Source organism: Stutzerimonas stutzeri (assembly GCF_024448935.1).
Lineage (GTDB): Bacteria > Pseudomonadota > Gammaproteobacteria > Pseudomonadales > Pseudomonadaceae > Stutzerimonas > Stutzerimonas stutzeri_AO.
The window spans coordinates 23453-43992 of sequence record NZ_JAMOIE010000006.1; the positions used below are offsets into that span (position 1 = coordinate 23453).

Here is a 20540-nt window from a genome sequence, read left to right on the forward strand (position 1 = left end):
GAAGCGAAAAAAAGCATGGACCTGGGCAGGTCCATGCGTTGGATGGGGCTTGGCAGACACGATCAGGTGCTGCTACAGCAAGCCGCTCTCGGCAAAGGAGTACGGTTCGCCCTGGCCGATGATGAAATGATCCAGCACACGGATGTCGATCAGATCCAAGGCATCCCTGAGCCGGCGGGTGATCATGCGATCGGCGGCACTGGGCTCTGAGTTCCCCGAAGGGTGCTGGTGCGCGAAGATGACGGCGGCGGCATTGGCCGCCAGCGCACGCTGGACGACTACCCGGGGATAGACTGATGTCTGGTTGATCGTGCCGCGGAACAACGGCTCGTAGGCCAGCACCTGGTGGCGCGTGTCGAGGAACAGTGCGGCGAAGATTTCATTGGGTTCGCCGACGAGCATCAGACGCAGAAAGTCACACGCGTCGTTCGGCTTCTTCAAGGCGTTGCCGGCTCTGAAGATGCGTTGCTCCAGCAGCGCGATGGCCTGTTGAATGATCCGGTCTTCGTGCTCGTCGACGGCGACGGGATCGCGCTCCAACTCGATACAGGAGTCTTCGGGGGAAAGTACAGCAGTCATGGAAACCTCCAATGGAAGAGCGGAGGCACCCCATGGAGGCGGAACCTCCATGGGAATGACGGAAGGAAGAACACACATCCACCAGCGCGGGAACGCTGGCCGTTCGCCTCGGGATGCGTTGCGAACGAAGGTCAACGCAGCAGTACTGCGCCGTAGCCTTGAAGACCTCGGCTACCTGGGCATGTCGCCATCGTCGATGGCGGACAAACCTGCAGCGCGAGCCGGAGCGGCATCCGGCGCGTCGCCCATCAGCAGAAGATCCATGGCGGACAGCAGCGCATCGCCTTCGACCGGCCCTTGCAGGAGCAACGATCGCCCGGTCTGGCGATCCTCCAGGCGCAGGCTGGGGGTGGCGGTGATGCCGCCGTGCGCGCCTTGCTCGGCCTGATCGCGCACGATGAGCTGGGGACGTTCGCTATCCAGGCAGCGCTGGAGCGCCGGTGTCAGCCCTGGATAGCGAAGCCCCCCGGGCAGCCCCTGGCCGCCGCCGCGCGTGTGCTGGTACAGCCAGCCGACGGCATCGAAGAAGGCCCCGTGCCCGCCGGTCTCGCCCGCACACTCGGCCACACGTGCCAGTTCCGAGGCGGCCGGCTCGGGTAGTAGGCCTTGCAGAACGGGCATTCCAGGTCCGCGTAGAACGTCAGCACGAAACGGGCGTCGGCCTGGCCGTGGCGCCACGGCGGACCGTCCGGGTGGTCCTGAGTGGTCGGGGCCGGTGTGGCGCTGGGGCTTTCGCGCAGCACCACGGCGAGCAGCGCGAACAGCAGCACCGCAAGCAGGCCGACGGCACATAGCAACAGACGCAGACAACGCCGACGACGTACGGCCGGTGGCGGGTTCGTTGAGCGATGGAGAGGCATGGCGTGCTCCGGCCGTCAGGAGAGCAGATCGGCGTATGGCAACGGCTCGATGCCGCGCGCCCGGTCGATGTTCTCGGATACCTTGAGCGCGGCTTCCAGCTCGTTGATGCCGAACTGCTGCATGAGCCGGTATCGTTCGGCTTTCTCTTCGGGTTCGGTCTGGGCCAGTGCGAGATACAAGCTCGGCGGTACGGCCCTGAACAGCACCTCCATGCTCTTGGAGAGAATGACGCCCTCGCTGAACTTCCCGGATTCCTTCCTGGCCGAGAGCATCAGTGCCTTCTGCGCTGGCGACAACTCGCGGAACCTGGCAATTTTTTCGACTTCGTCCGGTGGCATCGACAGGCACAACCACCACTCGATCATATTGAGCATCGGCTCCGCCGCCCTGGGCAGATCGTCGATGTTCTGCGTTGCCAACCAATACCAGGCGCCCAATTTTCTCCACATCTTGGTGATCTTCACCACGTACGGAGACAGCAAGGGATTGCGCGTGATGATGTGGCCTTCATCGGTCACGTTGAGGATTGGCCGACCGAGAAACTGGTCGCGTTCCGCAATGTTGTTGACGGTATTGATCAGGGAGATGTAGGCGATCGAGAGCTGGGCGTTGTAGCCCTCCCTGGCATAGGTGGCGAGATCGACGACCGTGATGTCGGCTTCCTGCCAGGGCGTGCCGGGACGGTCGAACATTTCGCCGTCTGAGCCTTGCGTGAAGATGTCCATAGCGTCAGCCATCTCCAACAACCGCGTGCGACGGGTTTCGGGCAGGGTCGAATCGCGGCCGCGCTCGCGCAGCGCGTCGCGCACGTCGCGCGTGAGCACATCCCGGTCTTGCGCGACGCAGTGGCGGGCGGCGTCCAGGATGCACTGGCGGATCAGCGAACGATCGGCACGCGTCATACGTGCCTCTTCCTTGTCCTCACCGCCCGTGATCATCAAGCGCGCGGTGATCTCAAGCTCGCCGAGCACATCGCGCTGCTCGTCCGCATCCACGGCGGCCGGGTCGGTAGGCTGTTCCTCATCCAGCGCATCGGCGTCCAGCGTCTGCACATCACTGGGGGATTCAATCAACCGGCGGGCATCGGCGAACGGCGCGAGGCTCACGCCCGAACCGGGCGCGAGCTTGACCCGGTTCACCGACAGGCCCAGCCGTGCGGCGAAATCAGCCAGCAAGCCAAAGGAATTACCGGCCTCCACGATGAACATGCGTGGGCGATAGATCGCGGCGACCTGGTTGAGGATGTTGTTGAGCGTGGCCGACTTGCCCGAACCCGTTGGCCCAAACAAAAACAAATGGGCATTCATTTGCCGATCCAATCTGCTGAACGGATCGAACGTCAATACTCCGCCACCGCGATTGAACAGCGTGATGCCGGGCCTGCCCGTACCCTGGCTGCGTCCCCATGCCGGTGACAGATTGGCGGCATGCTGAGCGAACATCAGTTGCGTGTACCACTGCTTGCGGTCCGCGCCGGGGTTGTAGACGCAAGGCAGCCAGCGCAGATAGCTGTTGAGCGGCGCGACTTCGTCTTCTTCACGGACTGGCTGCAGCCCGGCGTTGAGCATCACGTTGGCGAGCTGCAGGCCGCGCCGGTCCAGTTCGTCTTCGTCGTCGCCGGAGAGGTAGAACGCCAGCGAGCCGCGATACAGCTTGTGAGAGCTGCCGATCAGCGAACGCGCCTCCTGCACGTCCTGGAGCGCCTGCTCGGACGCCAGGGTTTCTCCGACTGACTTCTTCGCCAGTTGGTTGAGGTGCGCTTCCAGGATGTCCTGCGGCGTCGCAACCAGCGTCAGGCACATCACGGTGCCTTCGGGCAGCTGGTCGAACAGCGTGTTGATCGCGTCGCCCTTACGCGTTTCGCCGGTGAGATGGCCGGTGGCCGGCGGCATGCGCAGGCGGTCGGTGACCATGACCCGGTGCGGCAGGCTATCGAAGTACCACAACCCCAGCTCGGCGTCGGAGCGCGGCTGGCCGAAGAACAACCTCTGCGAGAAATCCTTGCCGCTGGCGAGTTCGATCTCGTCAGATTCCGGCGCGTCCGGATAGGCTGCCAGCCGGTAGAAGCGTTCGCGATCCTGAGCCGTCGGCCCGAGCATGGTGGGCCGGGGATTGAACCAACGCAGCAGCCAGTCATGGATTTGCGGCGCATCCAGTCGGCGCGTTTGGATACCTGCGTTGGACAGGCCGCCAATCAGGCGGTCGCACACGACGTTCAGCGCCTGCTCGGGTGTCTGGCCGCGGCGGCCGGTCTGGCCCGCAGCGCGGCGATAGACCACCATCCGCACGCGCCGGCTCTGACCGCGCCACGGCAGGCGTGTGACAGCCGTGTCCTCGAACAGTCCGCCGGATTTGGCAACGGCGCGGAGATGGTGGGCGAACGAGGTCAGGTAGAACTCCGTGAAGCGGCTACCCTCGGCACGCGGCTGAACGTAGCCGCGCAGCGTGTCCAGGTACTGGTCAAAGTTGGCCTCGTCCTGGGCGTAGAGCTGGAGCACCCATGGATTCGCATCGAGCTCGTCGAAGCTGTCCTGCAAGGCGTTTTCCAACGCATCGCGTGCCCGTGCCAGCCAGGCGGCCTCGCGACCTTCAGTGCCCAGCGGCGTCAGCTCGAAAAAGGCGGCAACCGAGACGCCATCCTCAAGCAGAATGCACTGCGAATCCGGCAGGTACTCAACCCACGGCAGCAGCGCGACGAATGACGGTGCCGCATCGTACAGTGCCTGCTCATCGGCCACCGTGGCCGGGCGGCTGGGCGCGACCGCCTCGCCGGGTTCGGGAATGCCGGCCTCGCGCAGCGCGCGTACATGGCGCGTCCAGCCATCCTGCCGGTCATCGATCTGCGCCGCATCGTTAGGTGCCCGCCGGCGCCAGGGCAACGACCAGGCCATCAGTACGCCTCCGTGCGTTCGCCCGGCATCGCGTACTGGACGCGCTGATACAAGGGGAAAACAGTCGAATAGCCTGGCACCGGCACGGGATCGGTGCCGGCCAGATGCGGATACACATACATCACCAGGTCTGGATTCGGCAGCCTCGGGAACTGGTGATGGATTTCGTTCGCGGCCGTACGCGTGTAGCGCATCTGCTCGGCGGGCGCGGCCTGTACATCCGCATCCGTCAGCGGCCGGCGCAGGCTCTGGCGCGCGTCCAGCAGTTGGCGGCGAGCCACCTGACCGCTGCCGCCATCGCCGGCCGCCTGGTGCCAGATGTCCTGCATCGTGCGGCCGCCATGCGGCATCAATTCTTCCTTGCTGGTGGCGCAGCCGGCCAGCGCCGCCACGGCCGCCGCCAGCAGCAGCGGTTTAATCCAGTTCGAGTGCATGAGCTTCTCCTGCGCGATGGTCGACGCGGCGGCCTTCGGGGTCGTAGTCAATCTCAAGGGGTTTTTCGAGATGAACGGCGACCTGTGCGCCGGGCTGGACATAGACCGCCGCGAAGGCTTGGCCGTAGAGCCGGTTCACCCACTGCGACATGTCCTGCACGCCGCCGGCGAGGATGCGTCCGACCGCCTCGTTGGTGCTGATGCCGACCGTGCCGATCGAGCCATCGGCACCGACATAGGACATCTGGCCGCTGTCGGAGTCGATCAGCGAAGCGACGCCCGCGCCCGAGGCGGTGATCAAGGCCTGGGTACCGAGATACTGCTGCGCATTACTGCGGCGTTCGCCACTGACACAAGGAATCCCATACGGATCGCTGATCCAGCCCAGGCCATCCTGCTGGTTGTTCTGCTGGCTGCTGCGCTCGCTGTCTTCGGGAATCGTGCGCACAGTCCCGTCATGGAACACGAACGTGATGCTACGTACCTGCCCCCTGACGCAGGACAAGGTCCAGTCGCCGCTGGCAGTGCCACTGAACACCGCGCCAGCCACATCCGGGATGTCGATGCCGTTGGCGGTCAAATTGTCCGGCCCGACGAGGACTTTGAACGGGAACGGGTCGTTGACGGTGCCATCGACCGGGACACGGCCGATCAATGCGGTCATCGCGACCGATCCCATCAGGGTGGAGTTCGTCGGTACGGTGTAGACCGCCTGGGCCGTCTTGACGCCGGCAGCCCTGGCACCGGCATCGGCAACATGCCCGACGGTGGCCTCCAGCGTTTTCTGTGCCGGTCCGAAGCTGGTCGGGAAGCTCAGGCTTGTACCCGCGCCGCCGCGTCCGTCGGTTTGCCTGGCGTCATCCGGTTCCACCCAGCGGATACCGCCTTCGCCAGCGAAACCATCGCCGTCACCTTCGCGCAAACCCAATCCGACCGGCAGATCGGCATGACCGCCGCCACCGATGTTCTCCAACCGGCGCTGCAGATCCTGCAACAGGCCTTCGGTCTGCCGGCGCTCGCCGGCCAGTTGCTCCTGGTCGCGACGCAATGCGGTGCGCTCGGCTTCCAGCGCCGTGCCGATACGCTGGTCGATCGCGCTTTCGCGCTGGCGCAGGCGTTGGTTTTCCTCGCGCTGGGTGCGGTTGTCCGCCGTGGCCGTCTGCAATTCGGTGCGCAACTGCCGCACCTGCGCCACCAGGGTGGCGACCGTATCGCGGGGCGTATCGCCCTCGATGCCGAGCGCCTGCATTTCTTCGGCGGTGAGCTGCGGTTCGGCATCGACGCTGGTGGGGGGCTGGTCGCCGCCGCCGGAGAACAGGCGGATGCCAAAGAACAGCACCAGCAAGGCGACCGGAAGCACTAGCCATTTGAGCAAGCCGTTACTGCGCATCGCCGGACTCCTTGAGGTCGTGACCAGGAGCGACCTGGGGCAACAGTGCGGCCGGGTCGAAGCGGTGGATGGCCGGCAGCAGCGACTGCGGCAGGCCGCGACCGCGCGTGACCAGATACAGCACCGTGGTGTCCTCCGGCGTGCCGCGCGGACCGAGCGTCGGATGCTGGAAGGTGGCGGTGAGAAAGTCCCCTTGCAGCGCGCGCGGATCGAGATCGATCCAGCCGCCGCCGGTATGGGTCAGCCGCACGGCGGTCACCCACTGATCCTCCAGCCGCCATGCCGCCAGCGCCTCGGCGCGTACAGGCAGGGTCGGCAGCAAGGTATCGAGCGGCAGGTCGCGGCGCAGATTCACGCGCATGACGCCGGGCACGGGCTCCACGGTGCGAAGCGGCGCGTACAGGTTCTGGGCCGCATAGCGGGTCAGCACCACTGCCACCGGGGTTTCGCGCCGGGGCGGACGGGCTTGATCTGGGGATGGTGCAGCGGTGCCGGATTCCTGTGCCTGGCCGTAGCGCTGCGGCGTGGCGTTGCCCTCAACGATGCGCACTGGCTCCAACGGCGGCTCGCCGTCCTTGGCCGGCTCGGCAGCGATGTCCAGCAGGATCAGCGCGCCGCTGTCAGCATCCTGCAATTGCAGTCGCGTGGGCTCGATCGGTTCGCTGGCGCGCAGATAGACCGCGCCGCCGGCACTCTGCACGCGCAGCCGGTCGCCGACGCTGGCCGGAACGCCGACGCGTACATTGCGATCCACGAACACGATGCGTTCCTCTCCGACCTGCAGCGGCACGGCCAGAGGCAGGCGCTCCCAGCGCAGGATTTCCACGGCATGGGCCATGGGCACGAGCGCGCAGGCCAGCATGCCCAGCCAGACGAGAAGGCGGGTCTTCATGGGGAGTCTCCTTGCTGGCCCAGGCCGCCGCGAGCAGGTGGCTCCGGTTCGGGCGTGGCGATGCGCTGCGGCGCACCGTCGTAGCAGTCGAGAACCAGGCCGAAGGGGTTGCGCGCGGGATCAACGTCCGACCGCGCGACTTTGAGCGGGTAGCGCACCAGCGCGCGCTTGACCTGCTCCGGCCCGTGGTACTCGTCCGCGCTGAGATCGAGCGTCACCACCCAGTTGCGATCGGAGACCGTGCGCACGCGCGCGGTCGGGTTGTCGCCGTAGCCGCGCCCGGGGATCTCATACACGCCACGCACCCGCTGGCGCAGCTCTCCCGTAGAACGGCGGTAGTCATAGTCGGCCTGCAGAAAGGCGCGGCAGGCGGGGGTGAAGTACGGCGATAGCGCATGCAGGTTGCGCGCGTAGTCCTCTTCGCCATTCGTGGGCCAGCGGTGCAGTTGCTGCCACACATAAAAAGTGAATGAATAGACGCTTTCCGGCGGCACGTCCCACCAGGGCCGGGTGCTGCCTGAGCGCAGATCGGGCGGAACGTGAATGGTCAGGTCGCGGGGCGCGCTCCACCAGCCGCCGCCCATCACCAGCGCGATCAGCAGCAGCGCAACAGCACCCAGGCGCAGGGTCTTGATGTGCGCCTGCAAGTGCGCGACTTCGTTCCGGAAGCGGCTCATCGCGCTACCCTCCGGTTCGACCAGCGGCCCGAACGCGTGATCAGTGCATGCCCGCCGATCCAGCCGGCTACCAAGGGATAGCGGGTCGCGATGCGCCATTGCAGTTGGCGGTACAACCAGGTGTCGGGTCTGCCGCGTTTCTGACGGCGCAGGATGCCTCCGCCGATGAACACGCCGAAGGCGATACCCAGCACGATGAAGGTGGGCGCGATCGCGATGGTCGAGAACAGCCAGGACAGGGGCGCGCCGACCAGCAATCCGGCTGCGCCGGACAGGCCGCAGCAGATCCACAGCTCGTCCGCCGTCAGGCCGCGCACCACCACGGGATGCCGGTTGAGCCGGTGCGGAAGGAACATCACGGTGCCGTCCGCACGGATGTGCTGATGCTCGGACATGGGCGCGGCCTCAGAGAATCCCGGTCGCTTCGGTGAGCAGCCAGATACCGATGACCAACAGCACCGCGCCGATGGCTACCGTGAGTCCGAACTGGCCCCAGGTCTTCCTGCCCGTGTGGATTTCCGCGTAGGTGCCGTAGGCGTGGTAGCACACGCCAATGAACATCGACGCCACGACCAGCAGTGCGACCAGGAGCACGATGTCGTAGCCGTAGTTGCGAATGGTCTCCATGATCCCGCCGCCGGTGCCGCGCGACGGATTCTCCAGTTGCGGCAGGCCCTGTGCGAACGACAGCGCGGGCAGCGTGGTGAGGCTCAGTGCCAGCGCGGCGCGCCGGGCGAGACAGATGCGGGGGAAATGAGCGGTTTTCATGGTCTGACCCTTGTGGTTAGGAGAGGAGGAAAAAAGTCAGCACCAGGTACATCGCGAGAAAACGCACGACGACGCCGAGGAACTGACGCTGGTTGAGCTGGTTTTCCGCCCAGCCGACGTAGGCGGTGCGAATGGCCCAGGCCCCCCACAGCAGCAGCACCGCGAACACGAGGCCGACGATCACCGTCGCCATCGCGGCGGGTGCGATGCTGCTGTTGGCCTGGAAGGCGCTGATCTGCGCGGAGGTCATGGCTGGGCCTCCGGTGCCGAGAAAACGTCGGGGGCGGACTCGTTGCGGTAATCGCCGCTCAGTACGGCGGGGTCGCGTGGCTGGGCGCGAGACGGCGCGAGGTGGAACTGGATGCCGGCGCGCACGCGCGCGAGGTCATCGAGTAGACGTGGGTAGTCGAAGTGGTAGCGCTCGCCCGCTGTGATCGGGGTATTCGCCGCACTCTGTGCGACGAAGCGTTCCAGCGCGTCGAGCTGGCGCAGGGCCGCAGCCAGCTCCTGGCGTTGGGCTGGCGTGCCGGCATGGGCCGCCAGCGGCGGGCTCGCCGTCAGCGCCATCAGCAGCAGGGCGGCCACGCCGCGATGCGCGGCGTGGCGTGGAAACGAAAACACCATCGCGCCATTCCTCGGTTCGATCAGCAATGGCTCGATCGTGGCGAGGCAGGCGCTTCAAGACCGCAAACAATGGGTACTGCGAACTGACCGGATTGATGGATGCCAATACCGTTGGTGCCAGCTTGCGATATCCTGCGATCAGCATTAGATCAAGGGAAAATGTATGGGGTTAAAGGCCGAGCTGAAAGCTCTCGTAGATGAGTTAGATCAAATACACAAGGGGGCCACGCCATGGTCCGAAGAACCTGGAATTCCTGATTTCGTCACTGCCGAGAATGGTATGCAGCGGTTCTTCACAAGGAAGGCAAGAGAGGCACTTGGGCAATTCTCCAGCACCCTCCATCAGAATCGGCCCCAGAAGTCAGTGAAGATTGAGTCTGAGGCCTATCAAAAGGTAGTCCGTCAGACCGTTGCCGACTTGCATGCTGCGGGTGAGCTCTTAGGATTTGATGAATGCGATCAGGGCGGGCTTCTTCCAAAACTGAAGTTACTCATTGAGGAACGACTCGCAAGCATCGCCAACGAGCACACGCACTATTTTCCTGCCTGGACCCTGGGCATGGAGAGGGTTTCTCCTTTCTCCCTCGGCCCGGTGACATTCTTGAATAGATCCGACTGGATAGATTCGGTCGACTTCCCTCAGTACGGAAAGGATCACTATCTGAACCAACCAGAGGCGAACCACCGCTGGAAGGAAATTCTCAAGGATGCCTTGCAGAATCCCAATGATGGCTCCTCCATCGAAGGGCTGGCCAACGCCGTCTACAGTGCGATCGTCGGATGTCCGGCCTTGGTCAAGGTAACAGTCCGTGGCTATGAGCGTGAATTCTCACGCAAGTTGGCGAGGTTGGTTGCCAAGACAGCGCTTGACGCTATCTCTCTTGGCTTTGGGGCCCCCGAGTGCTTCTTGCAACAGGCGCTTCAAGACGAGCGTCTACCGCCTGCCGGTAGCGATCGCCTGGTCGAAACCAAAGGATTTCTGTGGTTGCCCGGAAGCTCGCTTGGGAAGCGTATTACTTCGCAACCTCCCGAGCGAGTAAGGCAAGCGTTGGATGACATGACGTCTATTATTCCGGCATTCGCGGCGATCCTTGATGGGTTGCTTGATCCATCGAGTCACCCGCATCCCAAGCTTGCCAATCGATGGGCTACTGCGCTGGATTGGTTCGGCGAAGGCAATCGTGAATCAAGTGATGCCATAGCGCTGGCGAAGCTCGGAACCTGCCTAGATGTACTGTGCTGCGGTGGCAAGAACGATGGTATCCGTGAAATGGTCATCCATTTAACTGGTACGAGTAGCGAAACTCAGGTAGTACGGGGCAACCGTCCTCGCACACTGAAGCAGTTGGTCAAGGACATCTATGACCACGGTCGATCGCAGATACTGCATGGCACACACTACGACAGGCTGGAATCATTCGCCGCAGAGCGCCAGTATGCCACCTACCTCGCACGGATCGTGTTGATTGAGTGCGCAGTGCGGTTACAGCACTATGGTGGTTCAGATGAAGACAAGGCGTTCAGAACAATATAGCTACAGGTACTTTTTGAAGCTCCCCGCAGTCAGAGATACAGCCAGTCCCAGTAAGGCGGCGCTGGGTAACAGAATCAGCAGTGGATGCACCGAGACCGGCATCGCCAAGTAGATCACCCAGGGCAGTATCGCCAGTGGCAGTAGCGAGGCTTTCGCGCGATGGTAGACGAAGCCCGATTCCCGGCCGGCGCCGAACTTGCGCACGTCGCGGCGCACCAGTCCATCGACCAGACCGACGAACACTGCCGTGAGCACCAGCGGCAGTGTCAATACCAGAACCAGCAGGCGCACCATAAAGGTCAAGGTGATGAAAGCGGCGGCAATCAGATAGCGCTCGGCCCAGACATAGACTTGGCTGATGAAGTAGCGGAAATCACGGGATTGTCCTTGGCCCGGCGCGCGGGCGCGTTCTGCGGTATCGTTCATCTTGTCGAGCAGCCCGGTCTTGACGAACACCCACTCGTAACCCGTCTCCACCAGGCGGTGCGCGGTGCGCCCTGGCTCCTGCACGATGGCGCTGCGCGTGAAGTGATTCGACAGATGCCCCAGCTCGTACTGCAGCATCGATTGCGCATGGCGCCAGCCCTGGTCCTTCCAGAACAGGTGCATGCCCACGCACTCGATCAGGATCGACAGCATCAGCGAGGCGATCAGTACCCCGAACAGGCGCAGCGGCAAGGAGATCGCAGTGGCGATCAGGCCCTGCCGGCGCTGTTGCTGCCGCTGCGCAGTGGATGCCGGGTCGCTCATGGCGTGTGCTCATCCAGGCCCGTGTCGCCCGTGACGTTCGCGGGAGGGTCGCTCGCAATGGGCGCTTCGTCGAGCAAGTCGTCGGGCAAGGGGCCATCCTGCAGCATCGGCGACCCCAGGTTCTCCCACCAGTGCGCAGCCTCGGTGTAGTGCTGGCGCATGTACCCCGCGAGCTGCTGCAGATCCTCCGGCATGGCCTCATCAGGGTCGGCCGCCGGCAGCGGCATCCTGACCTTCCACAGCTGTCCGCCCTGCATCAGGGCGAAGCATTGACCCTTCGGCAACGCTACGACATGAGAGGGCTCGATCATCGGCACGCTGGACATGCTGATGCGGTCTTGCGTGTTGCTGGTGAAATCGGTTGAACCGCGGATCTCCGAACTATCGGTCGCACCGCTGACGATGGTCGTGGTGTAGACCTCCACCTTCGGCAACTGCCTGGTCAGCAGTTCGGCGGTGGCGGTTTCGCGCACCCTCAACATGAACACATTGTTGAAATTCCCGACGACCTGACCGGCTTTGGCCCTATTGCCGATGCGCGCCTCGATGTCGCTCAGGGTCTGCGTGTAAGCGGTGATCTGGAGCCCGGCGCCGCCCCCCTTGTTGATCATCGGAATGAACTCGTCGCCCATCAACTCATTGAATTCATCCGCGTGAACATTGATCGGCACCTTGGTGTTCGCGGAGGCCCACGGCAGACCATCGTCGATACCGTGTTTATAAATGTGGCCTGCGACGGAAACCAAGTCACTGAACATCGAATTGCCGACCGCCGCAGCGACTTCGGCATCAGAAAGCGCATCCAGGCCGACATAGACAATGGCGCGCTTCCGGATCACCTGCATCCAATCGAAAATAGGACGGGGATCACCGAGGTCCGAGTAGTTCGGGGCCAGCAACTGGGCGACCTTGCCGCTGGTGAGCTTTTCCAACAGAGGCAGCAGCGAGGCGACGATCTTGTCGAAATACGTCTTGTCGTACCGGACCGCCGAGCGCAGGCCGTCGAGCACCGGATCGTAGTTGCGCGCCTGGCTGAGGTACTGCTCCAGGGCCACGACACGCTTCTCGCGTCCGATCATGTTCCTGGGGATGTTCTTCTCGTTGAGCTTGGCCTCGATCTGGACGATGACTTCCCAGGCCTTCGGCTCGGTGCGGGCGAAGAAATGCGCGGCGTACTCGATGAACAGCGCATCGATGTTGATCACATGACGCTGGATCAACAGATAGTCCGGACGTTGCCCCAGCTCGATCAGCGCCCTGGCAATGACATTGACGAATCTCCAGGCAAATTCGCGAAAGGCCGCGCTGTTGCCTTCGCCAGAAAGCTGGCCGGCGATGCGCGTTGCGACCTCGCTGATGCGGCCGAACCGTCCCACGGCGTTATAGCGCGCGCTGATATCGGGCCAGCCGAGATGAAAGATATACAGCTCGTTCTCGCGGCCGGCGCGCTTGGCCTCGACGTACACCCGCTTCAGGAGATCGGCATCACCCTTGGGGTCGATGACGATGACGACTTCATGCTCGCCCGCAGCGTTTTGCCGCCGGATGTCCTGGGTCACGAACAACTCGGCGAGCCGCGTCTTGCCCACGCGTGTCGTGCCCAGCACCAGAGAGTGTCCGACGCGTTCGCCCAGCGGCAGGCTGACGTCGACTTCCTCGGGTTCGATGCCGTGCAGGCGCGGCAGGCCGCCTACTGGCGGCAAGGGGCGCACGGGGTTGAGCGGCATGTCCCAGCTGGTGAGGCTCGACAGGCGCGAAAGTGGAAACGGCGCGAACTCCAACCGTTCCTCCAGGCGTCGCGCCAGCTGGTAGGCCGGTGTCGGTTCGACGTAGCGCCGGAACTCGGGCCGGTACGTCTGCATCAGCCTGTGCGTGTGCTTCTGTTCCCAGCGAAAGCCTTTGCCGATGAACAACCGCTGCTGGCTGACCGGCACGTCGCGGCTTGTCATGACGTAGCGCGGCAACCTGCGGATGTTGCGGCGATAGCGCAGAGTCACCTGCGCGTCGCGCCAGCGGATCGCACCGAAGGTGGCGAACGCCAGCGCACTGCCGATACCCATGGCCGGGCTCAGCGCGAGCGACCACGGTGCCACCAGGCACAGAAACGCGGCGCCGGCGCAGACCGCCACGGTGTACAGCTCCACCGCGGGGCGCAGCAGAACTTCGACGGGCTGCGTCTGCGACATGGCGTCATTGCTCGATGCCGGTGGCCGTGACCAGCACCGGGTAATGCCGCAGGCCCAGGCGTTCGGCCAGATCGTCGGCGGACATCGGCGACAGATTCAGGCCGGGCGCGATTGCACGCAGTTGTGCCAGCGCCTGGGCCGTCTCGACATTGACCACCAGGCCCCAGGCGTTGCGTTGGCGCAGCGTGTCGGCGTGCTGACGCAACCAGGCTTGAGAGGTCGCATCGTCACCGACCAGGAAGAATGGTTGCAGTCCGGGGGCCTCGATGACGCGGCGGGCAACCGTTCCCGGCGTGAGCCTGGCACTGCGCACCGGCAGCATGGCCGTCTCATCGACAGCGGCGGTTGGTGCCTCGGGAATGACGATGGAGGGGAGTGGCTGACTCGTGGCGCGCGGCTGCAGGTCGAGCGCTTCGTAGTACGGCAGCGCGGAAGCGCCGCCCCGGTCTTCCACCACGATCAGGGGCGGCGTGGCACGCACCGCGCTCATCGGCACGGTGGCGAGCATTACGACAAGAAGGCCGTGCGTGGCCCGGATGGATGAGGTCATCGGCTGTTCTCCTGGCGGGGCGCGTGTGCGGCGGTCTGTTGCGGGCCGAGCACGCGCTGGAGGTATTGTGAAACGCTGCGCCGGTAACGCGCCGCGGGCGCGCCGCCAGCCGGTCGGTGGTAACGCCCGACCGCCAGCAGCCAGTCTTCGCCGGGGGTGTGCTGCTCTTTCAGGATGTCGGCGGCGATGCGCAGGTTGTCGTAGGGGTCGAGCAGATCGCAGGGCTGGCGGTAGCGGTGCTGCTGGTAGCCGAGGTTGATCTGGCCCAAGCCCACGTCGATGCGCGTGGGGGGCACCTCGCGCAGCGCCTGGCGCACGCCCGCACAAGCCTGCGCGCGCGTGGCGTAGCGGCGCGACTGGCCGGCGACATTGAGCGACCAGGGCCACGGCACGATGCGATCGTCCCGGCGCACGCCGCTTTCCTGCAGCGCCACGGCATAGAGCACCGTCGAAGGAATGCCGGCGCGCTGGGCCGCCAACTGGTAGGCGGGCGGCGGAATTTCCTGGGCCTGGACTGGCCCGGTCGCCAGCGCGGCGGCCAGCAGCACGCGCAGCGGCCACGTCGGCATCAGGGCTGGCGCTGCCATTGGCCGTTCACCTGACGCACCACCGCGGGCAGTTCACCGGGCAAACCCAGCGCCAGCCAGCGGCCACCGTCGTGGTTGAGCGTGATCGAGCCGCTGCGCACGCGCGCCGGATCGATCTGCGCGCGCTGGGCCCACTCGCGGATGCGCGCGTCGTCCTGGCGGCTGCCGACCATGTACAGGTCGAACTCGGCGTTCGCCGTCTGCAGACGCTGCACGACCTGGGCACACGGCGCGCAGCCGTCCCGGACGAACACGGCGGTACGACCGCTGCCGGTCATCGCACTGCCGCCCGGCAGCGCATCGGGCAGATTCACCCGCTGGGCGTCGGGATGCAGGCGTTGCCAGGCTTCGTCGTAGGCTCGTTGATACGCCAGCAACTTTTCCACGCGGCGCGCTTCGACCTGCACTTGCAGTTCGGCATAGCGCCGTCGCTCCTCGTCGGAGCGGGCTTCGATGCCGAGTGCGGTCAGCGGGTCGAGGTTGGGTGAATGGATGCCCAGCGGCCCTTCCATCAGTTCGCGGTAGCGTCCCCATTCGTCGCCGCGCAGCCCCCAGTCCCGCGCCAGGCGTTCATCGCGTGCCTGATCGATCTGGCTCGGCGTGACACGGGAAGACTGTGCGGGTGTGCTCTGGGTGGCGGGCTGCTGCGCGAAGGCCGGTGCGTTCAGCGCGGCCAACAGGAACAGCATGGAAAGTGCGCGACGTTGCATGGCGCCTCCCGATCAAGGAATCGCCAGCCGGCGCGTCTGGTCGCCGGCCTGGAACACGGCGGTGTTGCCGTCGATGGTCTGCAACTGCCAGCGCCCGGCATGCTCGCCGGGAAGCAGCACCTGGATCTGCCCGGCCGAGAGCGGGTCGGTGGCGGGGGCGATGGAAACGGCGCGCTGCCCGGCGCGCAGTTCCGCACCGATCAAGCGGAAGGGAAACGGCACCTGTGCCGGTGCCGTCGTCGTCGCCCTGGCGGGACGCGGCGCTGCGGGCGTGCGCGCGGCGGTCTGGCGCTGTGCCTTGAGCTGCTCGACCTCGCTGTGCAGTGTCTGCAGGGCCGCCTCGGTGGCGTAGCCGGCCAGCGACTGTTCGAGACGGGCGATGTCGGCTTCGAGGCGCTGGCGGGTGTCCTGCAAAGCTTCCTGCAAAGCTGCCGTGGTCGCCGCTTCGGGGCGGGCTTGCAGCGTCTGTACGTCGTCGGCGAATTCGGCGAGCCGGCCTTCGAGCACCTGCAGTTGGCGTAAGGCCGAATCAACTTGACTCTGACCGGCCAGGTCGCCCGCAACGCGGAAGTTGACGAGCACCAGTGCGCTGAGTCCGACCATCCAGGCCCACAGCAGCAGGTACAGCACGAAGGCCGCGCGCGAACGCGACGCATGGGCCACTGCGCTCATGGCTGGCCTCCGTCGACGATGGGAAAGGTCTGCACCGGCGCGGCCAGTGGCGTGTCGGTCTCGGGATCTGCGGAGGGCTCGCCGGCAGGAACGAAGCAGATCTGGCGCGCCCTGTCATCGACCTGTACATCCCAGGCCGGCCCGGCGAGCGTGAGCAGTGCGTCGCGCAGCGTCATCGGCCCCAGATACAGGTGCGCCGCCGGCAGCGGCAGCGAATACAGCTCGATCACCGCATGGGCGTTCTCGCAAAGCTGGTAGCCGCTGCGCTGGAGTGCGTGGCGCAGGCCGTCGCCCACCGTCGCTCTGGCATCCGCTGGCATCGCCACGTCGATGACCTGCAGCAGCAGGTCACGCTGGGCCGCGGTGGGAACAAGCTCCACGAGCGTGTAGCGGCCATAGCGCACCACCGGAATCAGTTCAGGTGACTGCGGCGCTGTGTCGGCTTCCTCGACAAGAGGATCAACGGGCGGTGCGGCGGTGGTGGCGCAGCCGCCGCTCAACACAGCGGTGATCAGCAGGCCGCTGCCGGTCAGGCGCCGTAGAAGTTGGGTTGCTGGCATGGTTCGGCTCTCGATGGCGATGAGCCGATACCTTCGCCGGGCAGACCGAATCGTTCAGCAAAGAATACGAAAGAGTCTTGGATCGCTTTGTTCGCGGGTGTAGGTTGGAAGTATGAGTCTTCGGAGGTTGAGTCAGCGCAGGCTTGTAGGGAAGGCGGTGAATAACTAACGGTGTTGCCGACGATGGGCTGATATTATTCGTAAGACATATTGCAGGGGGTGTGCATGCGGATCTCACGCGTTAGGCTGATCAATTTCGCCAATTTTTCGGATGTTGATATAAAGACTGGCGATAGCATCGTTATCGTTGGTGAGAATAAAGTCGGAAAAAGTAACTTCATTCGTGGATTACAGCTGATTCTCGACCCAGGATTGTCCGAGCGTGACCGGCAATTGAGCATAGAGCACTTCTGGGATGGCCTGGTTGAAGACAAGATCGGTAAAATCATCGAAGTCTCGGTGGACTTGACCGACTTCACTGATAACCCGCGGTTGATGGCTCATCTCAACGATTGTGTGATTGATCCAGGCCCACCCATGACGGCCCGTCTCACCTATCGCTTCCAGCCCAAAGCCGGACTGGGACGCGCTCCGGAATCGTTGAAAGACTATGAGTATGTGATCTTTGGTGGTAACGACCCCGAAATGCACGTCGGTAGTGCGTTTCGCCGCATGTTGCCAATAGACGTCCAGGTGGCACTGCGTGATGCTGAGAAGGATCTCGCGAGTTGGCGCAATTCACCATTGAGACCCCTCATCGAAGATCTTGCCGAGTCGTTGGACGAAGACGCCCGTGAGGAGATTCAAAATCAGGTTGACGACGCACAGCGGGAACTAGCTGGCCACGCCCAAGTGGTTGCGACGGCGAACCGGATCAGCGAGCGGTTGATCTCCATTGCTGGTGAGCAGCATGCTGTGCCTGTGTCGCTTGGACTCGCTCCAACTCGGGTGGATGCGCTGCTTCGCAGCTTGCGATTGTTAATTGACAATGGAATTCGCGGCGTCGGTGACGCTAGTCTGGGAACCGCGAACCTGATCTTCCTGGCATTGAAGAGCCTCGAACTCGACCGCCTCGTGTCTGACGGAGAACGTGACCATACATTCTTTGTGGTTGAGGAGCCCGAAGCGCACCTGCACCCGCACGTTCAGCGCCTTGTCTATCGTTATTTCCTTGGCACCGGAGGGGATGAAAACGAGGAAGATGCTCCGCTAACAACGATCCTTACAACTCACTCCCCACACATTGCAAGCGTTACGCCGATTAGATCCATCGTTCTGCTACGTCATGACGTGGGGGCAGGCAAGACTGTCGCCGTTTCAACTGCGAATGCGCCGTTCACACAGAGGGATGAAGAAGATCTACAGCGCTACATTGATGTCACGCGTGGCGAGATTTTCTTTTCTCGGGGGGTCATTCTGGTCGAAGGCGACGCAGAGCGTTTCCTGGTCCCCGCGTTCGCTGAGGCGCTTGATATCCACCTCGATATGCTTGGGATTACCGTGTGCTCGGTTGGCGGAACTAACTTCACGCCGTATGTGAAGCTCCTAGGCCCTGAAGGACTGGATATTCCTCATGTCATCCTGACGGACTATGATCCGGTCAATGGCAAGGCTCCGCTGGTTCGCCGGCGACTGATCAATCTTCTTGACGTGGTTGAAGACGAGTACGACCACTCGGAGATGGAGACAGATGACGTAATTGAGCTTGCCGAGGAGTTCGGATACTTCGTGAACGAGAACACACTGGAAACGGAGTTGTTCGCCGGTGGGTTGGCTGAGTCGATGCGGGATGTAATTCAGCAGGAATTGCCGCAACTGAGGCAAGCAACCCGAGAAGCATTGCAGCAGTGGGTGGATGACTTAGACCAGGTCGATGAAGAACGGCTGCTGAAGCTTATCGAAAGAATCGGAAAGGGACGATTCGCTCAGGCCCTTGCACGCTCAGTGTCCGAGGATACTTGCCCGCACTACATCCGTTCCGCGCTGGAGCATATCCGCAATGCCGTCGCGTAGTTTCAGCACAGCCTACCTGGCCCAGGCTGCCGAGCTGGCCGGAAATCCTGGTCAGTTGGCGGCGTACAACTCCCAGGGACATTGCGTGGTGCTCGCCGGCCCTGGAAGCGGAAAAACCAAGACGCTTGTGCTGAAGCTGGCTCGCATCTTGGCCGAAGACGTGCAGGCACCGCGTGGTGCTGCGTGCATCACCTACAGTCAAGAGTGCGCACGCGAATTAACCCGTCGGCTTGAAATGTTGGGGCTGCGGGAGGCGCCAAACCTGTTCATCGGCACCGTCCACGGATTCTGCCTACGCCATCTGTTGATGCCATATGGACGCTTAGCTGATCTACCGATTCAGTTTCCCCTCTCAGTGGCATCCCAGCGAGTGAGTGATCGTTTGATCAGGCAGTCCGGAGACGAGCTCTTTGGGGCCAACCATCCTTACAAAGCTATCGATCTTGGACGGCATCGCCGATCCGTACTGAACCGAAACAGCGTTGCCTGGCGTAGCGAGGAAGAACTTGCCGCCTGGGCCGAAGCCTACGAGGCGGCACTGCGCCAAGGGGGGCTGATCGACTACGACGACATGGTGGTCTATGGCCAGCGCCTGATCGCTGAGCATGATTGGGTACTGCCTCTGGTGCAGGCGAAATTTCCGGTGCTGGCGGTAGATGAATATCAGGATTTGGGGGTTGCACTCCATCGCATCGTCAAGCGCCTGGCTTTTGATGGTGGCGTGCGCTTGTTCGCAGTCGGTGATGCAGACCAGTCGATCTACGGTTTCACAGGGGCCGATGGCGCGTTGCTCATGGAGCTAGCTGAGCGTGAAGACATCGAGCCGGTCAGACTTCAATTGAATTATCGCTCAGGGGCAGGCATTGTCAGCGCTTCAGAAATGGCGTTGGGTGAGGATCGTGGCTATCGGGCGAACGACCCGACCCGTCAGGCGACTATCGAGTTTGTGCTGTGCCCTGATGGGCTCGCAGATCAGGCCGCACACGCCGTCGCGCAGATCATTCCGGTGGCCTTGGACTCCAAGCCAGGACGAACGCTGGGCGATATCGCAATCTTGTATACGGACTATCGCGCAGGCGATATTGTGGCCAAGGCCGTGGCAGCCGGCGGTTTCGATTATATCCGCGTGGACACCGCCGCGCCTTACCGTAAAGTTGCCTTGACGAGTTGGGTAGAAGACTGCGCCGCATGGTGTGCGGGTGGCTGGCGTATCGCGCGTCCGCAACTGCGTGGATTGATCGACCGTTATCTCGCATTTCATCGAGCGAACTTGGACGATGCGCAGGCTCGACGCGAGGGGCAGGAGCTAACCGCTCTGTTGTGGGCGTTGCGCGCCGATCAGCAGTCCGCACGTGATTTTGTCGCATCACTGCGCAACGGCATCTTGGATCGTCTGTTGGTTGCTGAATCGTCGCTTGCCGATCAGAAGGAACAACTGGATCGCATGACGGCGGCGCTTGCCGAAGGTGGCGCGCTGGCTACGCTGGACATTGCGAGTCTGGGCGGACGTGATGGTTCGCCGGATCACCTGAACCTGCTGACACTTCATTCCGCTAAGGGATGCGAGTACGACGTGGTCATTATGGTCGGTCTCGACTATGGGAGTTTGCCATGGCGAAAACTGAGTCCAGAGAAGTTGCGCGAGAGTCGCCGGCTGTTCTATGTGGGACTCACACGCGCCCGCGACGAGGTTCACATGCTGTACTCGGGATTCGTTGAAGGGCGCTATGGTCCGATGCGCCATGGGCGCTCACCATTCCTGGATGAATTAGAGGCACGAATGCGTGCTGCGAACCTCTGAGCGACTATATAAGGGTTGGGGCTGTATCCGAATCGCATGGGCTCCGGATGAGTTAATACCG

Annotated in this window: 20 protein-coding genes and 1 pseudogene; 3 read left to right on the forward strand and 18 right to left on the reverse strand. The window is 63.4% G+C overall.

Annotated features, from left to right (window positions below):
* Positions 1–72: 72 nt before the first annotated feature.
* The 11 genes and pseudogenes from radC to NA637_RS02965 all read right to left on the reverse strand — a co-directional run bounded on the left by radC (position 73) and on the right by NA637_RS02965 (position 9116).
* Complete coding sequence (gene radC / locus NA637_RS02915) at positions 73–579, reverse strand: RadC family protein (protein WP_256070964.1); 507 nt, start codon at positions 577–579, stop codon at positions 73–75.
* A 171-nt stretch (positions 580–750) separates the two neighbouring features.
* A pseudogene (locus tag NA637_RS02920) lies at positions 751–1439 on the reverse strand (DsbA family protein).
* Positions 1440–1454: 15 nt separating this feature from the next.
* A complete protein-coding gene (locus NA637_RS02925; RefSeq protein ID WP_256070965.1) occupies positions 1455–4331 on the reverse strand; it encodes a conjugative transfer ATPase in 2877 nt (958 codons plus the stop codon).
* Entirely contained in the window at positions 4331–4765 is a 435-nt protein-coding gene (locus tag NA637_RS02930; protein ID WP_003296495.1) for a TIGR03751 family conjugal transfer lipoprotein, read from the reverse strand. The genes NA637_RS02925 and NA637_RS02930 overlap by 1 nt, the downstream gene beginning before the upstream one ends.
* The gene (locus NA637_RS02935) at positions 4746–6155 is read right to left on the reverse strand and encodes a TIGR03752 family integrating conjugative element protein (RefSeq protein WP_046482752.1); all 1410 of its coding nucleotides are present in this window, start codon (positions 6153–6155) and stop codon (positions 4746–4748) included. Before NA637_RS02935 ends, NA637_RS02930 begins: the two co-directional genes overlap by 20 nt.
* Positions 6145–7047 (reverse strand): TIGR03749 family integrating conjugative element protein, encoded by a 903-nt coding sequence (locus NA637_RS02940; protein WP_003296493.1) that lies wholly within the window; start codon positions 7045–7047, stop codon positions 6145–6147. The genes NA637_RS02935 and NA637_RS02940 overlap by 11 nt, the downstream gene beginning before the upstream one ends.
* Complete coding sequence (locus tag NA637_RS02945) at positions 7044–7724, reverse strand: PFL_4703 family integrating conjugative element protein (RefSeq protein ID WP_015879492.1); 681 nt, start codon at positions 7722–7724, stop codon at positions 7044–7046. The genes NA637_RS02940 and NA637_RS02945 overlap by 4 nt, the downstream gene beginning before the upstream one ends.
* The gene (locus tag NA637_RS02950) at positions 7721–8119 is read right to left on the reverse strand and encodes a TIGR03750 family conjugal transfer protein (RefSeq protein WP_003296492.1); all 399 of its coding nucleotides are present in this window, start codon (positions 8117–8119) and stop codon (positions 7721–7723) included. The genes NA637_RS02945 and NA637_RS02950 overlap by 4 nt, the downstream gene beginning before the upstream one ends.
* A gap of 10 nt (positions 8120–8129) precedes the next feature.
* Complete coding sequence (locus NA637_RS02955; protein WP_015879490.1) at positions 8130–8492, reverse strand: TIGR03745 family integrating conjugative element membrane protein; 363 nt, start codon at positions 8490–8492, stop codon at positions 8130–8132.
* A 16-nt stretch (positions 8493–8508) separates the two neighbouring features.
* Positions 8509–8742 carry a TIGR03758 family integrating conjugative element protein gene (locus NA637_RS02960; protein ID WP_003296490.1) on the reverse strand — a complete coding sequence of 78 codons (234 nt, stop codon included), beginning with the start codon at positions 8740–8742 and terminating at the stop codon, positions 8509–8511.
* Complete coding sequence (locus NA637_RS02965) at positions 8739–9116, reverse strand: RAQPRD family integrative conjugative element protein (RefSeq protein WP_015879489.1); 378 nt, start codon at positions 9114–9116, stop codon at positions 8739–8741. The genes NA637_RS02960 and NA637_RS02965 overlap by 4 nt, the downstream gene beginning before the upstream one ends.
* Positions 9117–9279: 163 nt before the next feature.
* Here NA637_RS02965 and NA637_RS02970 point away from each other — a divergent pair, with 163 nt between their 5' ends.
* Entirely contained in the window at positions 9280–10650 is a 1371-nt protein-coding gene (locus NA637_RS02970; RefSeq protein ID WP_015879488.1) for a HEPN domain-containing protein, read from the forward strand.
* Here NA637_RS02970 and NA637_RS02975 read toward each other — a convergent pair whose 3' ends face one another.
* Genes NA637_RS02975 through NA637_RS03005 form a run of 7 tightly spaced genes read right to left on the reverse strand, consistent with a single transcriptional unit; the run spans position 10651 to position 16665 of the window.
* Positions 10651–11400 carry a TIGR03747 family integrating conjugative element membrane protein gene (locus tag NA637_RS02975; protein ID WP_015879487.1) on the reverse strand — a complete coding sequence of 250 codons (750 nt, stop codon included), beginning with the start codon at positions 11398–11400 and terminating at the stop codon, positions 10651–10653. It abuts the gene before it with no gap.
* The gene (gene traD / locus NA637_RS02980) at positions 11397–13586 is read right to left on the reverse strand and encodes a type IV conjugative transfer system coupling protein TraD (protein WP_106763512.1); all 2190 of its coding nucleotides are present in this window, start codon (positions 13584–13586) and stop codon (positions 11397–11399) included. The genes NA637_RS02975 and traD overlap by 4 nt, the downstream gene beginning before the upstream one ends.
* Positions 13587–13590: 4 nt before the next feature.
* Positions 13591–14136, reverse strand: coding sequence for an integrating conjugative element protein (locus NA637_RS02985; protein ID WP_015879485.1), 546 nt, complete (start codon positions 14134–14136; stop codon positions 13591–13593).
* Entirely contained in the window at positions 14133–14723 is a 591-nt protein-coding gene (locus NA637_RS02990) for a transglycosylase SLT domain-containing protein (RefSeq protein WP_015879484.1), read from the reverse strand. Before NA637_RS02990 ends, NA637_RS02985 begins: the two co-directional genes overlap by 4 nt.
* The gene (locus NA637_RS02995; protein WP_015879483.1) at positions 14705–15433 is read right to left on the reverse strand and encodes a TIGR03759 family integrating conjugative element protein; all 729 of its coding nucleotides are present in this window, start codon (positions 15431–15433) and stop codon (positions 14705–14707) included. The genes NA637_RS02990 and NA637_RS02995 overlap by 19 nt, the downstream gene beginning before the upstream one ends.
* A gap of 12 nt (positions 15434–15445) precedes the next feature.
* Positions 15446–16105, reverse strand: coding sequence for a hypothetical protein (locus tag NA637_RS03000; RefSeq protein WP_015879482.1), 660 nt, complete (start codon positions 16103–16105; stop codon positions 15446–15448).
* Positions 16102–16665: a PilL N-terminal domain-containing protein gene (locus tag NA637_RS03005; protein ID WP_015879481.1), complete on the reverse strand. Its 564-nt coding sequence runs from the start codon at positions 16663–16665 to the stop codon at positions 16102–16104. Before NA637_RS03005 ends, NA637_RS03000 begins: the two co-directional genes overlap by 4 nt.
* Before the next feature lie 225 nt (positions 16666–16890).
* Between NA637_RS03005 and NA637_RS03010 the strand changes: the two genes are divergently transcribed.
* Positions 16891–18678, forward strand: a complete 1788-nt coding sequence (locus NA637_RS03010; protein WP_015879480.1) for an ATP-dependent nuclease — start codon at positions 16891–16893, stop codon at positions 18676–18678.
* Positions 18665–20479: an ATP-dependent helicase gene (locus NA637_RS03015; RefSeq protein WP_015879479.1), complete on the forward strand. Its 1815-nt coding sequence runs from the start codon at positions 18665–18667 to the stop codon at positions 20477–20479. The genes NA637_RS03010 and NA637_RS03015 overlap by 14 nt, the downstream gene beginning before the upstream one ends.
* The last annotated feature ends 61 nt before the right edge of the window (positions 20480–20540 follow it).

Bases quoted from the DNA above. Each gene is read 5' to 3' on its own strand.
- radC (WP_256070964.1), bottom strand. From the start codon at position 579: ATGACTGCTGTACTTTCCCCCGAAGACTCCTGTATCGAGTTGGAGCGC.
- NA637_RS02925 (WP_256070965.1), bottom strand. From the start codon at position 4,331: ATGGCCTGGTCGTTGCCCTGGCGCCGGCGGGCACCTAACGATGCGGCG.
- NA637_RS02930 (WP_003296495.1), bottom strand. From the start codon at position 4,765: ATGCACTCGAACTGGATTAAACCGCTGCTGCTGGCGGCGGCCGTGGCG.
- NA637_RS02935 (WP_046482752.1), bottom strand. From the start codon at position 6,155: ATGCGCAGTAACGGCTTGCTCAAATGGCTAGTGCTTCCGGTCGCCTTG.
- NA637_RS02940 (WP_003296493.1), bottom strand. From the start codon at position 7,047: ATGAAGACCCGCCTTCTCGTCTGGCTGGGCATGCTGGCCTGCGCGCTC.
- NA637_RS02945 (WP_015879492.1), bottom strand. From the start codon at position 7,724: ATGAGCCGCTTCCGGAACGAAGTCGCGCACTTGCAGGCGCACATCAAG.
- NA637_RS02950 (WP_003296492.1), bottom strand. From the start codon at position 8,119: ATGTCCGAGCATCAGCACATCCGTGCGGACGGCACCGTGATGTTCCTT.
- NA637_RS02955 (WP_015879490.1), bottom strand. From the start codon at position 8,492: ATGAAAACCGCTCATTTCCCCCGCATCTGTCTCGCCCGGCGCGCCGCG.
- NA637_RS02960 (WP_003296490.1), bottom strand. From the start codon at position 8,742: ATGACCTCCGCGCAGATCAGCGCCTTCCAGGCCAACAGCAGCATCGCA.
- NA637_RS02965 (WP_015879489.1), bottom strand. From the start codon at position 9,116: ATGGTGTTTTCGTTTCCACGCCACGCCGCGCATCGCGGCGTGGCCGCC.
- NA637_RS02970 (WP_015879488.1), top strand. From the start codon at position 9,280: ATGGGGTTAAAGGCCGAGCTGAAAGCTCTCGTAGATGAGTTAGATCAA.
- NA637_RS02975 (WP_015879487.1), bottom strand. From the start codon at position 11,400: ATGAGCGACCCGGCATCCACTGCGCAGCGGCAGCAACAGCGCCGGCAG.
- traD (WP_106763512.1), bottom strand. From the start codon at position 13,586: ATGTCGCAGACGCAGCCCGTCGAAGTTCTGCTGCGCCCCGCGGTGGAG.
- NA637_RS02985 (WP_015879485.1), bottom strand. From the start codon at position 14,136: ATGACCTCATCCATCCGGGCCACGCACGGCCTTCTTGTCGTAATGCTC.
- NA637_RS02990 (WP_015879484.1), bottom strand. From the start codon at position 14,723: ATGGCAGCGCCAGCCCTGATGCCGACGTGGCCGCTGCGCGTGCTGCTG.
- NA637_RS02995 (WP_015879483.1), bottom strand. From the start codon at position 15,433: ATGCAACGTCGCGCACTTTCCATGCTGTTCCTGTTGGCCGCGCTGAAC.
- NA637_RS03000 (WP_015879482.1), bottom strand. From the start codon at position 16,105: ATGAGCGCAGTGGCCCATGCGTCGCGTTCGCGCGCGGCCTTCGTGCTG.
- NA637_RS03005 (WP_015879481.1), bottom strand. From the start codon at position 16,665: ATGCCAGCAACCCAACTTCTACGGCGCCTGACCGGCAGCGGCCTGCTG.
- NA637_RS03010 (WP_015879480.1), top strand. From the start codon at position 16,891: ATGCGGATCTCACGCGTTAGGCTGATCAATTTCGCCAATTTTTCGGAT.
- NA637_RS03015 (WP_015879479.1), top strand. From the start codon at position 18,665: ATGCCGTCGCGTAGTTTCAGCACAGCCTACCTGGCCCAGGCTGCCGAG.